Source organism: Paenibacillus sp. AR247 (assembly GCF_002968895.1).
Classification (GTDB): domain Bacteria; phylum Bacillota; class Bacilli; order Paenibacillales; family Paenibacillaceae; genus Paenibacillus_AQ; species Paenibacillus_AQ favisporus.
Window position 1 is genome coordinate 1,910,277 of the sequence record NZ_PCZT01000009.1, and the last position, 14,139, is coordinate 1,924,415.

The window sequence follows — 14,139 nt, forward strand, 5'->3', positions numbered from 1 at the left end:
GAAGCAGCCGACATCCATACGGAAGAGCCGGCGTTTGAGGATGTGATCCATAAAGTTTACTGAGGAAGCAAAGAAACAGCAAAGCTGCGGAGCTTGCCTCCCATTCACAGCCGGCCCTCTGCCGCAGAGGCGCCGGCTTTTGGTATGTATCCAGCCGATCCATCATTGATAGATGGCTTGGACGTTACCGGCGGCAAGCTGCATGAGATAGGCCCCGTATGCTATTTTTGTCATCCGCTCGGCAAGCAGAGTCAGCTGCTCCCGGTTGATATATCCTTTGGAATAGGAAATTTCCTCAAGGCAGGCCACCTTCAGACTTTGCCTCTTCTCAATCGTCTCAATATATTGGGAAGCCTCCAGCAGCGACTCATGCGTTCCCGAATCAAACCACGAAAACCCGCGGCCCAATATTTCCACACGCAGCTGTCCACGCTCCAGATACATCCGGTTAATATCGGTAATTTCCAACTCTCCCCTGTCTGATGGTACGATTTGCTTGGCGTAATCCACAACGTTCCGGTCATAAAAGTACAGTCCGGTTACCGCGTAATTGGACCGCGGCTCGGCCGGCTTCTCTTGAATGGAAACGGCCCGCCCGTCTGCATCGAACTCCACCACGCCGAATCGGCCGGGATCCTGCACATGGTAGCCGAAGATCGTGGCACCCTGCTCGCGCTGGACCGCCGTCTGCAGCATTTCGGTCAGTCCATGGCCGTGAAACAAATTATCTCCCAGAATCAAAGCCACGCTGTCCCCGCCGATGAACTCCTCGCCGATGATGAACGACTCCGCAAGCCCGTTCGGCTGTTCCTGCACCGCATAAGACAGCCGGATTCCGAGCTGCTCACCTGTGCCGAACAGCTCTTCAAACCGGGGGGTGTCCTGCGGCGTCGATATGATCAGAATATCCCGGATTCCCGCAAGCATAAGAACGGACAACGGGTAATATATCATCGGTTTATCATAAATCGGCAGCAGCTGCTTGGAAATGATTCTGGTGAGCGGATACAGCCTGGTTCCGCTGCCCCCTGCCAAAATGATGCCTTTCACTTGCGAACAACCCCTCTCTCTACCATCATATGATCTGCACACCACAGGACATCCCTTGATTATGGGTTCACACTAACGATATTGCCGCTGAAATCTCTCCAATTTGCGCCGTCGTAATAGACCGGCTTTTTCCGAACGGTATCGTAGTACGTGTCGCCTTCGACCGGGGCTTTCGACACTTCGGTGCTTCTTTTCAAATTGATGAACTTATCCTTCAGCACAACCTCCGCGTACTTGCCGTTGGAATTATTCGGTTTACCGCGGTAGAACAGCCTTCCCGTTTGGGTCTGATAGCTGAAAAATCCCGGCGCATAGTCACCGGACGGGAACCCGGAGGTGCTCTTCTCATCCAGAACGAGCGGGGTCAGCATCGTTTTATCGTATCCTTTATAAAACAATGCCCGCTTGCTGTGGTTATACCATACGGTTCCGGGGTCCACCCCTGTCATGACACCGCTGTTGACGTCGCCCGGCAAGGACGAAAACCGTACGAAAGGGGTCCGTTCGGCAATTTGGTGTCCGGCCCAGGCCAAATCGGCTTCCACATGGTCGTCAATCAATAAATTTTGGGGATTGATATTGCCCCGGATCAGATGGCGGCCTTCCACTACAGAAATGGCTTTTACGATATTTTTTCGGCCGGGTCTCGTATCCATCAGCAGATTCCCTTGAATCAGGCAGCAGTCGGCATTAAACAAATTAATCCCGCAGATCTGGTCATGATTGGTCGCGGGGCTCAGGTCAAGGTTGTTCCAGTTTAAGATCCGGTTGCTCGTGATGATGATATTCTGGCACCGGGATTCCGCATATTTCGGTCCGTTGACCAGTGCAATCCCGGAGGTAGGCACATTCTCGATCGAATTGCCGTCGATGATGACGTCCTTCGTCGCGAAAATGTTGATCGCCCCGAAGCTGTACTCCTTCATCGCGGGTGCACTGATGCTGTTCCCTTCGATCACGCCCTGCCTGACACCCCAAAATTCGATCCCGTTATACCGGTTATTGATGCAAATATTGTTTACGACCGTTATATCATAGGTTTCGTATTGTTTGGAAGCAAACGCCGTAATCCCTTCCTGCCCGTTCCCGATCACGATATTGCCTGCGGCAATGTTGCTGAAGCAGGCCCGGGACGCAGTGTCCGCAATCCCTGTATTGGTGTCGAAGCAGATGCCCTGACCGCCGCAGTTTTCCACATAGTTATTGACGATTTGGCAGTAGCTGGAGGAGGAAATATTGATTCCCGTATTGCTGTTCGGATCTGCGCCGTTGAACAAGGTCTGATTTCGGATCTGGTTGCCCTGAACGAGCATACGGGTACAATCGTTAAGGTATATGAATCGTTCGTCCTTATTGGCGGACTCCACGATGCGGTTATCCATAAGCTGTCCGTCTTCGGACTGGTAGATATGCCACCCCTCCACATTTTGACGAACCCGGAGGTTCCGGATGACGAAATCCGAACTGGATAGGATGTTCAAGCTGATGGGCCCTTCAAGGTCGGCTACCTCGAATCCGGCTGCTCCGGAAGCGGTCAGTTTTGCATCCTGACCCGCGGTAAACGGCTCCAGTACTGCGCCCTTCTCTCCTCTCAGCTTCATACGGTTCTGAAGCTTGATTTCCCTGATTTTGTACGTTCCTGCAGGCAGGACCACGGTCGCCCCCGAACCGTCCGCTGCGTTGACGGCGGCCTGAATCCCGGCTGAATCGTCCGCGTTCCCGTCGGCAGCCGCCCCGAACCATTGCGGATAATATTCGGCCAGCGCCCCATTCACGATGCCTGAACCTGTAAAGATGGGGTACAATCCGGCCTCCACGCCGCCGTTAATGGTCAGCACTTTTCCTTGTGCGATGTTCAGCCGGGCCCCGTTCATCAAGCGAAGGGTAATGCCCGGATCCACCACCGTATCGGCCGGGATCGGATAATCTCCCGCGGGGACTACGAGCACGCCACCCCCTTGGGCTTTTAACCGGTCAGGGCATCCGCGAAGCCTGCGGCGGCAGGGACGCTCAGCCAGGATAAACCGAGCTTGTCGGCAGTGACCGAATGTTCGGCGATTTTGGTCGTCACCACGGCCCCATCCACCAGATTGGACGTCCCCACCGAGTTCAGCGGAAGATTCCCGCCGGTCGCTTCAGCCGCCGATATGGAAGCGATTTTCTTCTCCGGCTTGGCGCGGCCCCCGTTTCCCCGCTGCCCTATCCCCTTCTTATGCCGATGCCTATTGAAAAGACGACCCATAGGCAAAACCTCCCCATCAACGAATTGTCAAGTCCAATGCTATTGTATTCGGGGCAGACTTGCTTAGCTTTGGACATTTCCCTAGGGCTGCTTGCCTATTTTACCTGCCGCAGGTTCCATATAGCCAAGTGCTGTACCCTGACGAATGGGCCCAGTTTACTTCACAAAGGTGTTGTCGTCCCTTTGGTGCGCGCCAGCCGGCTTCCGCCCGCCTGCTTTGCCCGCACATAATCGTTCCCTTGAAACAACGTTTCGTAGGATTGCACGATATGATCCCACGAATATAAGCTCCGAATCCGGTGCTTCGCCCGTTCCCCAAGCTCCTCCAGCTGTTCGTGACTCCACGATTCAGCCTCATCAATCAGCCTGCTCAAGGCGCCGGATTCATTCGAAAAATAGTGACAGCTCTCCCCGCCGACTTCCCGGTTGAATACGACGTCAAACAAAAGGTTCAGTCTTGTCGATGCCAGCGATTCCAACAGGGACGGGTTCGTTCCGCCCACTTCATGACCATGGCAGTATCCGTATGCCTGCTCCCGGATCTTCTTCAAAAGCGGCTGCTCGTAGACGGTTCCTACAAATTTGATCCGCGGATCCGAATCGAAACCCGTTCTTAGCCGCAGCTCGTCATAAAATGGCTGCTGCTGCGCCCCCGTCACAATGACCAGGTCTTTGGCGGTGCCCGACTTCATAAACTCGCGGATCATCAATTCATAGTTATTCTCCGGAACAAAGCGGCCGATGACCAAATAATAGCCGTATTTGGACAATCCGAACCGGTCCATCCAATCCGTAAACCGTTGATCCTCATCGTCCAGCGGCGACGGCGTCACGTCCGCCCCGTAGGCGATAAAGGTGGTATTCGGCTCATACCGGGCGTACATGTCATGAATGTACTGCTCGATCCCGCGGGAATCACAAACGAGAAGATCCGCGTGCTTCACCATCAGCCGCTCGGACCATTTCCAGTAGCGTTTGACGGGTGCGCTCCATTTTCCCCGTTTCCATTCATGACCGTCAGGATTGACGAACACAGCAACCCCCAGCTTTTCGAGCTGCCTTTTTAGAATAAAGAAAACAGGGCCGATCCGGCAGGCCAATACATAAACGATGCTGTTCTCAAGCCGATGGGTTTTGATATATTTCACGCACTCCAGCAAGCTGAGCACATCGTAGACGACCGCCCTTGCACTTCCCATCTTCGGTGTGTGCACCGGAAAGCAGCGTGCATCCTGATACACAAATTCCTCTGCTTTGCGGTCGGACAGGCAGGCGACATGATATTGGGTATCCCCGTCGGTCTTTCTTCCGGTCAGCTGGTCGACGAAGGTCTCAAACCCGCCGTACTTCGCCGGTATTCCTTTCGAGCCAACGATAAACACGTGCTTCATTTGACCACGACCTCTTCTCCGATTTGAAGATACCATTCATAGATATCCTGGGCATGACGCTGCATGGACAAGTCCAGATCGCTGTTCACGATGCTGCGGTTCGCCGCAGTCAGCAAATGCCGATTGGCCAGCAGGTGTGTAAGACGCTGCGCCAGATCCGCGGGATCAGGCTCAAAAATCCATCCGTTGACTCCGTCTGCGATCATATCCTTCACGCCCGCCTGTCTGGAGACCAGCACCGGTACCCCGTGCGACAGCCCTTCCAGCCCGACGAAACCAAACGTTTCCTTCCATATGCTGGGGACGATCAGCAGATCGGTTTCCGCGAAAATTCCGGCAAGCTGATCCGGTTCATAGCGGCCATGAAAGGTGCAGTGTTCGGCAGGTGGTGCCGATGCCGGGATGCCGTCATTTCCGTAAACGTGAAGATGCCAATGGCCCGCATGGGTATCCGGCAGTCGATCCAGCGCCTCCTGCAGCAGGAAAAACCCTTTATAGCGGTCAACCGGACCCAAATAAGCGATGCGCAGGGGTTCATCCGCAGAAGGAAATGATTTTAAGACTCTCCGGTCGGCCATATGCCGGTGGCGGATGGACAGGACCTTTCCTTTCACGTTCAGGTAAGCCGTAAAAATCTCCTTGGCCACCTGGCTGTTGAAATGAAATTCGTCGATCATTTGATACATTTCCAAGTAATAACTTCTGAGCTCTTTGTATTCGTTGGCCCGTTCCGGATGAATCATAGGCTTGGAATCCCCCGCTTTCCTAGGCATATGGCTGGAAGTGCTGGAAGTGCTGGAAGTTCGTTTTTTCACGGCCCTGCGGGCCTTTTGCAAAATCCGGCTGTTTTTCAAGCGCCTGTAGCTGTAGGACTGCATCATGTAGATCATGTGCGGCGAATATGCATGCTGGTTGCAGGAAATGCAGCTCTTTCCCTGGTCAAAATCGTCGCAGTGGTCTCCTGCCGCATTCAGGAGGTTGACCTTGGGGCAGATGCCAAAGTAGTCGTGCGACGTATACACCGTCCGGATTCCCAGCGCTTTGGCCGCCTCCAAGAGTTCTTTATGGATTCCCATCAAAGTGTGAAAATGGATCAGATCCGGCTGTACTTCCCGGAGCAGCTCAAGGAATACCTCCGGATCCCCGGCTCGGGAAAATGAGGGTGGGCGGCCGATCCCTCCGAGAAGAGGAACCGGAAGCGGATTGATGATCTCGTATACGCCGATGCCCTCATACGGAGGGTTCGGCTTTGTTTTCATTTTTCCGGACCATGTATAACGCCCCGGATACAGCAAGCTGACTTCATGCCCCTGCTGCAGCTGGGCCAGCATGAGATCGACGCTGTATTTCGTCAGACCGCCTGTTCGGTATGGGGGCAATCCGAGGGTGACATGCAGCAGTTTCATGACTTCAACTCCAAGGTCCCCGTGCTCTGAACGCCTACGGCGGGCAAATTCTCAGCGGGAACAGGATTTGGGCTGCGGCTGTGCCGAAGCAAATAGGGATTGGCTATGATGCCATACACAATCCAATTGACCGGGTTCGTAAAATATCCGCCGGCGATTTGGTAGCTGACAATAAAGAAGAGAAGCGCGTATTTCAATATTTTTTCTTCAGGACGAACCGGAAGGATCAATGACAGGAAGAAGACTGTGAGGAGAAAGATCATCAGCCACCCTCCCTCGGCCAAAGCGTACATGAAGGAGTTGGAGATGACATCCACCAGCCCGAAGCCGGCATAGGCGTTATGGATCGTGTCCGTGTTCAGGTTGCCGAATCCGACGCCGAAATAATGTGTGTCCAGCAGCATCTGTTTCATGACGCGAAAGCTGACGTTGAACCGGTAGACGACCGACCCGTCATTTCCGTTCACGATATCGTTAAAGCGGAGATAAAAGCTGTTATTGCTGTTCACGACCGCCAGCACACTAAGAACCGCCAGAAAGGTCAGGGCAATCAGCCCGAGCACCCGGACCGTGCTGAAGTTTTCCTTCAAAATAAAATAAGTACATCACGACACAGGCCAGTGACAGGCTGAACATCCCTCCCATACCGGCCGAGAGCACCACAATGACCAGATTCGTGCCGATCAGCGCAAAGTGGAGAAGATTCCTGGACCCTGATTTCTCCCGCAGGACAAAGAATACGAGCAGCAGGACCAGCAAGGCGGCATGAAAAGAGGCTTCGCTCGGTTCGAAGTACAGAAGCGACAGCCTCGTTTTTTGATAAATATTGACCGTTTCGTCCAATCTCCACAGCCATTCCGTTTTAAACGCCAGGCTGACGGCAAGAAGGAATACATGAAGCAGGGAGGAATAGACGGCCATTTTTCTCCATACCGGTAACGGAATTTTCGATTCCTTGATTTGGATGAATAAAAAGACGTTCAGAAAGATTTTCGCGACGTTAATCACCAGTCTTGGAATCTCGATCTGGTCGTTCAGCACGATCTGCAGCAGCGCATACAGGACGACAAGGTAGATGTAGCCCAGTGCTTTGACCGTCAGCCGTTTGTTTTTATAGATATCCACGAAAATCAGGACAAGGCTGAGAAAGTACAGCAGGTCCAAATTGGCGGACAGCAGTTCATGCAGCACGTAGGAACACGACAAAATCAGCGCCATTTTATACCCTCTTTACTCTTTTTTGCGTCGCTCCACGAATGTGCTCCCCGATCATGGCCAGAATCTGCTCCGCCTGGTTCGTACGGGAAAAGGCTGACCGGCCGGAGAAATCGAACTCCTTGGCGATCAAGTCCGCCAAACCATCGGCCACGTAGTCCCGGTGATGGCCCGCGCAGATACCGTACCGGCCGTGGACCAATTCCACCAGCTCCCGGTCGGCCGTAACAGCCAGGATCGGCTTGCACGCCCCGATATATTCAAAGGTTTTGCCCGGGATGGCATAATCGCTGCCCTTGGTATGCGTAAGAATGACCGCTACGTCCGCTTCTTTCAGCAGAGACGCCGCCGCCTCATGCCTGACGCTTCCTACGATCTCCACCGTAACCCCGTCACCTGTCATGTTCACATTGGATAGATCCCTGGCCGCCTGCTGGTCAAGCAGCCCCGCAACTTTCAGCTTGATCCGTATGCCGGTCCTCTCGTGAAACAGCTGCAGCCCCTCGATCAATGCATGGATATTTCGTCCTTTATAGATGGAGCCAATATGAGCCATGGTCAGCTCGCGAACATTGTCGGAAATACGTTGATATACGCAGTTTCGAAACAGTTCCTCGTCGTATCCGTTGCGGATCAGCCGTATAGACGGCCGTTCTTGCTCAAGTTCATAATGCTGCCGGATCCCCTGAGACACGGCCACGATTGCGTCGGCCAGCCGGGGGATCATCCTCTCCGCCCTGCGGTAGGCCTGACGGGGCTGACCTTCCCCGATGTTATGGTTGATGATGTCCCTGATCTCGATCACTACCGGAATTCCCGGCGCTTTACGTTTGATGTGGTCAATGATGTACAGTCCGTACACATCCGGTATCGTCAAAAATACGGCTGATACCTCGTTCTGCTCCAGGCATGCGTCCAGCTCGCGGAAGAGGCGAATGTTCATGCGCCTGAAAGCATAGGAGCTGTACTTATAGTTCCTCCAAGCCCTGATCGTCCATTGGTTTCTGAGCACACCTTCAATAAGCTGCTTGATTCCCCGGCCGGAAGGCTCCCCGCCAACCATCGTCTGCGTAAAGGTACTGCTGGGCGTATCGTATTTGTAATTGACAGCGGCAAACCGGCTCGGCGCCGGGCCGTATTTCCGGTCGTTCACGACGATCAGGCGGTATTGTTCCATAAAATGCTTCATCAATCCGGCATACCGGACCGATGCGACCACCGGCGCGCCTTCGATATAATCCGAGATGACGATCATCGTCTGCTTCATCTGATTTCACCTTCCCGAATGAAATATTCCCCTTTCATGACCGGAAGGTTCGCAATCCCGGCTGTTACCCGGACTGCCGTGCCGTCGGGCAGCAGGATGCTTGCAGGATTGGACGGGTCCAGCTTCAGCGAGAGAATGCCACCGTTTCCATATCTGGATTCGTGTTCCAGGGTAAACACCCTTTCCTCACCCGGATAAGTCACGACCTGCACGTGATCCCGGAGGTTCACGTAATCGGCAAGCTCCGACCCGGTGCAGTACCATACGTTTTTCCCCTCCAAATAACGAAAGATCGCCTGCAGGCTGCCGCAGTCGTCAAAAATGTTGGGGGTCTGCCTCTTCCCGTCGTCGCGTGCGGGGGAAATATGCTCCTGAATCCCGATGACCAGCCTGTTCTCCAGCAAATAATCCAGCTCACGAAGCTTCCAGCGGCGAAGCGGCGTCTTTAAGAACCGTTTGGCCATCCCCTTCAAGGAAGCTTCCGGCCGGTAAATCCCATTCAGCAGCCCTCCGTCCACCGTCGAGGGAATGTCGATGACGCCGCCTTCGCCAAAGCGTTTAATATCGTAGTTGGTGAGCGGATCTGGATCCCCGCCGCTGATCCGTTTCATCGCAGGGTCTCCCGCCCCCCGGTTCCAGTATCTGCACCACCAAATGAACCCCGCCCGATCAATGCTTTCATCCGAGCAGTCGTTGCCGGCGTACCCGCAGTATTTGCCGCCTTTCGGCCTTTCGCCGACGGCATCGGCATAGACCGATATCCCTTCCAGCGTACGCTCCAATGCTTCTTCGGCGCTTTCGAACAGCTCCCATTCCTGTACAAAATCCTCCGGATTCGGTCCCGTTCGGCCATGGGTCGTTCCATGATAGGCGAGTTCATAGCCCGGATGCCGGTGAATGCCGCGGAAGAAAGCCCTGCTCTCCTCGTCGGCGTTGATCGGGCGGGAGGTTTGCCTGCACACCGGATGATCGGACATACCGGCCCGGACCCCTACCGGAACAAAGAAGGTTACCTTGACCTGCGGAAAATGCCGTAGGATTTGCTCATTCAAGTACCGGAAGGATGAGTTTTCTCCATTTTTGCAGTATCCCCAATCCTCCTCCAGATCGGGAATTCCGTTATGGTTGACGTCCACCCACGTATTGGCCAGATCATCGATCATAAAGAAAACAGGCGAATCGGCGCCGTTAAACCATTTGCATTTCTCCAAGTGCATGACGAATTTCCCCTTATCCCTTTCCTTCACCCTGCTGCATCAGGAATGCACAGCGGCTTTCCGGTTCAGGTACTTCAAGATTCCCTTCCCCTTGACCAGCATTCGGTACAGCCTGGTGTGAAGGCGGTCATTGTTCCACAATTGCAGCGAATACATGACGGTAAATTGATTGGTCCACCGGAACTTCCACGGGTACGAACCGGCGCCCAGATCGATGTCCGTCACCTGCCCCTGCTCGATCAGCCGGCGGATCGTTTCCAGCATCAGTACGTCGAAGACGCCGTATTTCGCATAATCGGGGGAATACCCGGTATTCCAGCCGTACAGCTTTCCCCTGTGCAGAAAAAACAGCTGGTAGGCGATCATCACGTTCGAATCCTCAAGCTCGAGGAAGGACGCAATGACCTGGTCGTTGTTCATAAATACCCGCTTGTAAAACTCCTCGTTCTTTTGGTCTTCAAACAGGCTTCTGCGGTCGATCCTTCCCCTCTGCTCGTGCAGATATGCCTTCTCCTGCTTGTGAACATTGGAAATCCGGTCATAAATATCCCCGCTTTGCCGGCAGTCCACCATTTTGAATTGATAATCGGTCTCCTGCTGGAGCTTCCTCAGCTTCTTTTTCGCCTTGGCATTGATTCCGCTCGTATCCCACCCGGCTGCGGTATCCCATCCGCCGATCCGGATGCTCGGACAGGAGGTGAGGTACTTGATGCTCGGATTGTACCTGTCATGGCGCAGTAAAAAGTGAAGCAGCGATGTGTCGGTTGCAAGGTGTGTCAATTCGATTTTGTCCCACAGGTCGGAATGGTCCTCGATCGCTTTGAAAATTTCCTTGATAATCGCAGCCGGACTGCCCTGTTGGGAATGGAGGATGAAATTGAAATAATCGCCCTTACCCATAAAGCCGAGCACACGGCATTTCACGATTTTTTTATCCACCGTACGGATGACAAGCGGAGCGATGCCGACCATTTCGTTGTCCCGGCTGCAGCAAATAATGAACAGCTTGTTGTTCCGGTCCTCTCCAAAGGTCAGCCACCATGCGTAGTTATATTGAAAGGTGCTGTAGTAGGTCAATTCGTCGTCCAGCTCCTGCAAGCGCTCCCAATCCTCTTGAATACTAAGGAATCCATCGGTATCGGTAACAATTTTTATACTCATGGTTCCAGTTAAACTCCTTTATCCTTGAGTCAGCTCCGCTGCCGGTAGACACTACAGCATGATTTCGATCATTCCGGTCATAATGAAGGCGGTCTGAAGCATCGTTTTGAATCCGGACAAAAACCGGTACAACCGGCCCCTGGCTTTCAGCAGATTCCACATCTTGAATGTATAGTTTACGTTGAACCGGCTGGTCCATTTAAACTTCCAGGCATAGCTGCCCGCCCCGCAGTCGAGCCGTTTGCCAAGCTTCTCCTTGAACAAATGCTCCAGCGTTTCGACCATGAGCACGTTGGCTAGGCCGTGAAAAGATGAATATTCGGGGGCGTAACCCGAATTCCAATCGTACAGAACATCCTTGTAAAGATAGCAGATGCTGTAGTTGATAATCTCCCCGCGCTCATCCTCAAGCATAAAGACGACCACCTGATCGTTATTGGGGAACAGCCGCCTGAGAAATTCGTCGGTGTACTCGTTTTCAAACAGGCTCCGCCTTTCGGACCTGCCTTTTTCGGTCTGCAGGTACTCCTTCAGCAGCCGGTGAACCCGGGCAACCCGGTCGTAGATTTCCGCGTTCTGCTCACCGGTGACGACCTTGAACCGGTAGTTCACCTGTTTGCGGAGCTTATCCCGCGTCTTTTTCATTTTGATGAAATCCTTTGTTTGGCTCAGCCGCTCGTAGGTTTCATGCTCCCTGATCGGGATCACCGGACAGGAAGTGAGGTACTGCACATGTTCGTTATACTGCTCATGGCGAAGCAGGTAGTGGAGCAGCTGCGACTCCTGCGTCAGATGGGTCAGCTCGAATTTGTCCCAGAGGCTGTCATGGGCGTGAAAAGCGCCGAACAGCTCCTTCAGGATTTTGATCTCGCTTCCACTCCCCCTTTCAAGCAAAAAGGTGAAATAATCGCCCTGACCGATAAAGCAAAGCGTGCTGCAGCTGAACAGCTTGCTTCGGTCACGACGGATCATGAGCGGTGCGATCCCCACAACCCTGTTGTCCAGGAGGCAGCACACGATAAAAAGCCGTTTGCCCGGGTCCTTGGAATGGGTTTTCCACCAGAAATAATTGAACTGAAACGTACTGTAATAGGTCGCATCCGGATCCTGAAGCTCCAACCGCTCCCAGTCTTCCTGAAGGCTTTGAAACCCCTCCATATCGGTCACAATTCGGGTATTCATAGCTCGGATTGGACTCCTTTCATGGACATATTGGACTTCTGCTTGAGCACCTGCCGGATCATCCCGCCCAGCTCAGCCCGGGTCACCAGCTTGCACAGCAGGCATAAGTAAACGAAGCCGCAGCAGAGAATGCCATTCAACAGAATCTCCAGCAGCACGGAATGGATGACCTGCATCAAGACGATATAAATGCCGTAAATCGGCAGGGTAACGGACAAGTACTTGTACGGAACAACAGGCCGAGCCCAATCGAATAATACTTGGTGCCAAACCGGTAAAACAAATAAATTCGAGGCCATATAAGCGATCACGTGGATATGGCCGATCCGTACAGCCCAAGAAGCGGAATAAGCGCCAGGTTGCAGCCGACGTTGATCAGGGCGGCCGTAATGATAATGATCGAGTACAGCTTCATTTTTCTGGCGATATGGAGCCCCAGCGCATAGAAATCCGCCGCACCCGCCAAAAAATACGAAATCGCCACGATCGGGATAATGTAGTTCGCATCCCGGTATGCCTCGGTGGCGACCAGCTGCGTGGCAATGTTGGCAAACAGCGAGAGCCCGAGCACGCACAGCCAGCCTACGAAGTTGTACAGCCTGAACATTTTACGGATCTGCTCCGGTCCGGCCGTTTCCTTGTACATTGCGTATTTGAACGGCGTGAATACGGACATGAACGGGTTGATGAACACCGGATTGATCAGCATGCCGATTTTGTAACCGATGGAATACACCGCTACCGAGGACAGGTTCAGAAAGCCCTTGATCAGAAAACGGTCGCTGAGGGACAGAACCCATGCAGAGACATCACCGATCATCAAACCCGTGCCGTAACCGAGCATCATCCGCAGCTTCCGGATACTCAGCCTGAAACGGTACTGCCGGATATGAATGAGAAAAAGCAGGACGAACACCGTCAAATGGCCGAAGAGCTGGGCCTGCAAAATACCGAGAACCCCCATCTTCAGCACCAGAAAAAAGTACAGCGCATAGACCAGCGTGAACACTACGGTGGCGATTTGGATGCTGCTGGCGAGCAGCGCCTTAAACTGCATCGTGTAGTAGCTGGTATAGATCAAGTTATGACAGGCCAGCACCGAGCTCATCACGACATAGGGAATAAACAGATGGGTGGAGTCCGAGAGCTGAACGAACACATGGGGATAGATCCAGGGATTTACAGCCCATGTCAAGAGGATAAATGCCAGCCCCCACAGCAGGGAAAAATTCACCGCCGTATTTCTCAGTTCCAGCTTGTTGTCGTATTCATGGTAAAACCGGACCATGCCCGAATATACACCCAGCGTAATCCCGAGCGCCAGCAGCTGCTGAATGCTGAGAATGATGTCATATTGTCCGTACTGCTGCTGGCTTAAGTTGCGGGTGTACAGCGGGATGAGGATCAGGTTCACCATTTGGGTCAACAGAGAGGAGCAGAAATAGGCGACGCCGTTGGAGAGAATTTTTTTATTTTCCATAGACCTCCACAGCCGGCTTGCCACTCGGCGATTCCTTTCCTGCGATGCTGGAATACACCTGGATGAGCTCCGCCGCGTAGTCCCCGACTTGAAGGTTCTGCAGCTGATCCTTGTAATGCGGATAGCGGTCAATGATGTCGCTCACTTTGGCGGCAAGGTCCGCCAAGTCCCGGGAGCGGAACACGACCGTCCCCTCCGGCCGCCTGCATACGTCGCTCGCCGCGCAAGGAATGCGCCCGTGCAGCGACTCCGCAATGGACATGCCATAACCGTCCGTGTTCGTCGGCCGGATGAATAAGTGGCTCTTCTTCAGAATCGGATAGAACTCCGTATCGTCCACTTCATAGAACATGACATCGCCGCTGAGGCCGTACTCGTTGAGCTCCCGCCGAAGCCTCATGTAGTGGTTTCGTTCCTCCCCGGTTTGCGCGGAAACCCCCATGACCGCAATCAGCAGCCGGATCCGCCTGCCGCGTCCGCGCAGTTCCTTCATCAGCTGGATCAACAAATCGAAGCCGTACAAATCCT

14 protein-coding genes are annotated in these 14,139 nt (G+C 53.5%); all 14 read right to left on the bottom strand.

All coding sequences use genetic code 11. From position 1 onward, the window contains the following. Positions 1 to 162 precede the first annotated feature (162 nt). Positions 163 to 1,050 (bottom strand): glucose-1-phosphate thymidylyltransferase RfbA, encoded by an 888-nt coding sequence (rfbA, locus tag CPT76_RS17400; protein WP_105443730.1) that lies wholly within the window; start codon positions 1,048 to 1,050, stop codon positions 163 to 165. Positions 1,051 to 1,109: 59 nt separating this feature from the next. Next, positions 1,110 to 2,999, bottom strand: a complete 1,890-nt coding sequence (locus CPT76_RS17405; protein WP_105443731.1) for a right-handed parallel beta-helix repeat-containing protein — start codon at positions 2,997 to 2,999, stop codon at positions 1,110 to 1,112. A 17-nt stretch (positions 3,000 to 3,016) separates the two neighbouring features. Then, entirely contained in the window at positions 3,017 to 3,292 is a 276-nt protein-coding gene (locus tag CPT76_RS17410; protein ID WP_105443732.1) for a hypothetical protein, read from the bottom strand. Between the two features lie 161 nt (positions 3,293 to 3,453). Continuing rightward, positions 3,454 to 4,683: a beta 1-4 rhamnosyltransferase Cps2T gene (gene cps2T / locus CPT76_RS17415; RefSeq protein WP_105443733.1), complete on the bottom strand. Its 1,230-nt coding sequence runs from the start codon at positions 4,681 to 4,683 to the stop codon at positions 3,454 to 3,456. Beyond that, complete coding sequence (locus CPT76_RS17420) at positions 4,680 to 6,089, bottom strand: glycosyltransferase (RefSeq protein ID WP_105443734.1); 1,410 nt, start codon at positions 6,087 to 6,089, stop codon at positions 4,680 to 4,682. Before CPT76_RS17420 ends, cps2T begins: the two co-directional genes overlap by 4 nt. Next, on the bottom strand, positions 6,086 to 6,652 hold the full coding sequence (locus CPT76_RS17425) for a hypothetical protein (protein WP_181152893.1): 567 nt from the start codon (positions 6,650 to 6,652) through the stop codon (positions 6,086 to 6,088). The genes CPT76_RS17420 and CPT76_RS17425 overlap by 4 nt, the downstream gene beginning before the upstream one ends. Beyond that, positions 6,612 to 7,307, bottom strand: a complete 696-nt coding sequence (locus tag CPT76_RS17430) for a hypothetical protein (protein WP_105443736.1) — start codon at positions 7,305 to 7,307, stop codon at positions 6,612 to 6,614. Before CPT76_RS17430 ends, CPT76_RS17425 begins: the two co-directional genes overlap by 41 nt. Position 7,308: 1 nt before the next feature. Beyond that, complete coding sequence (locus tag CPT76_RS17435) at positions 7,309 to 8,571, bottom strand: glycosyltransferase family protein (RefSeq protein WP_105443737.1); 1,263 nt, start codon at positions 8,569 to 8,571, stop codon at positions 7,309 to 7,311. Beyond that, positions 8,568 to 9,788: a polysaccharide deacetylase family protein gene (locus CPT76_RS17440; protein WP_105443738.1), complete on the bottom strand. Its 1,221-nt coding sequence runs from the start codon at positions 9,786 to 9,788 to the stop codon at positions 8,568 to 8,570. The genes CPT76_RS17435 and CPT76_RS17440 overlap by 4 nt, the downstream gene beginning before the upstream one ends. Before the next feature lie 39 nt (positions 9,789 to 9,827). Then, positions 9,828 to 10,949: a GNAT family N-acetyltransferase gene (locus CPT76_RS17445; RefSeq protein ID WP_105443739.1), complete on the bottom strand. Its 1,122-nt coding sequence runs from the start codon at positions 10,947 to 10,949 to the stop codon at positions 9,828 to 9,830. Between the two features lie 51 nt (positions 10,950 to 11,000). After that, complete coding sequence (locus CPT76_RS17450) at positions 11,001 to 12,131, bottom strand: GNAT family N-acetyltransferase (protein WP_105443740.1); 1,131 nt, start codon at positions 12,129 to 12,131, stop codon at positions 11,001 to 11,003. Further along, a complete protein-coding gene (locus tag CPT76_RS17455; RefSeq protein WP_146116265.1) occupies positions 12,128 to 12,430 on the bottom strand; it encodes a hypothetical protein in 303 nt (100 codons plus the stop codon). The genes CPT76_RS17450 and CPT76_RS17455 overlap by 4 nt, the downstream gene beginning before the upstream one ends. 8 nt (positions 12,431 to 12,438) lie before the next feature. Then, on the bottom strand, positions 12,439 to 13,611 hold the full coding sequence (locus tag CPT76_RS17460) for a lipopolysaccharide biosynthesis protein (protein WP_105443742.1): 1,173 nt from the start codon (positions 13,609 to 13,611) through the stop codon (positions 12,439 to 12,441). Further along, positions 13,601 to 14,139, bottom strand: a 539-nt coding sequence (locus CPT76_RS17465; RefSeq protein ID WP_181152894.1) for a glycosyltransferase, incomplete at its 5' end; no start/stop codon positions are given. The genes CPT76_RS17460 and CPT76_RS17465, both read right to left, overlap by 11 nt.

Excerpts from the sequence above, each read along its gene's own strand:
- CPT76_RS17410 (WP_105443732.1), bottom strand. The coding sequence starts at position 3,292 with ATGGGTCGTCTTTTCAATAGGCATCGGCATAAGAAGGGGATAGGGCAG.
- cps2T (WP_105443733.1), bottom strand. The coding sequence starts at position 4,683 with ATGAAGCACGTGTTTATCGTTGGCTCGAAAGGAATACCGGCGAAGTAC.
- CPT76_RS17420 (WP_105443734.1), bottom strand. The coding sequence starts at position 6,089 with ATGAAACTGCTGCATGTCACCCTCGGATTGCCCCCATACCGAACAGGC.
- CPT76_RS17430 (WP_105443736.1), bottom strand. The coding sequence starts at position 7,307 with ATGGCGCTGATTTTGTCGTGTTCCTACGTGCTGCATGAACTGCTGTCC.
- CPT76_RS17435 (WP_105443737.1), bottom strand. The coding sequence starts at position 8,571 with ATGAAGCAGACGATGATCGTCATCTCGGATTATATCGAAGGCGCGCCG.
- CPT76_RS17440 (WP_105443738.1), bottom strand. The coding sequence starts at position 9,788 with ATGCACTTGGAGAAATGCAAATGGTTTAACGGCGCCGATTCGCCTGTT.
- CPT76_RS17445 (WP_105443739.1), bottom strand. The coding sequence starts at position 10,949 with ATGAGTATAAAAATTGTTACCGATACCGATGGATTCCTTAGTATTCAA.
- CPT76_RS17450 (WP_105443740.1), bottom strand. The coding sequence starts at position 12,131 with ATGAATACCCGAATTGTGACCGATATGGAGGGGTTTCAAAGCCTTCAG.
- CPT76_RS17455 (WP_146116265.1), bottom strand. The coding sequence starts at position 12,430 with ATGGCCTCGAATTTATTTGTTTTACCGGTTTGGCACCAAGTATTATTC.
- CPT76_RS17460 (WP_105443742.1), bottom strand. The coding sequence starts at position 13,611 with ATGGAAAATAAAAAAATTCTCTCCAACGGCGTCGCCTATTTCTGCTCC.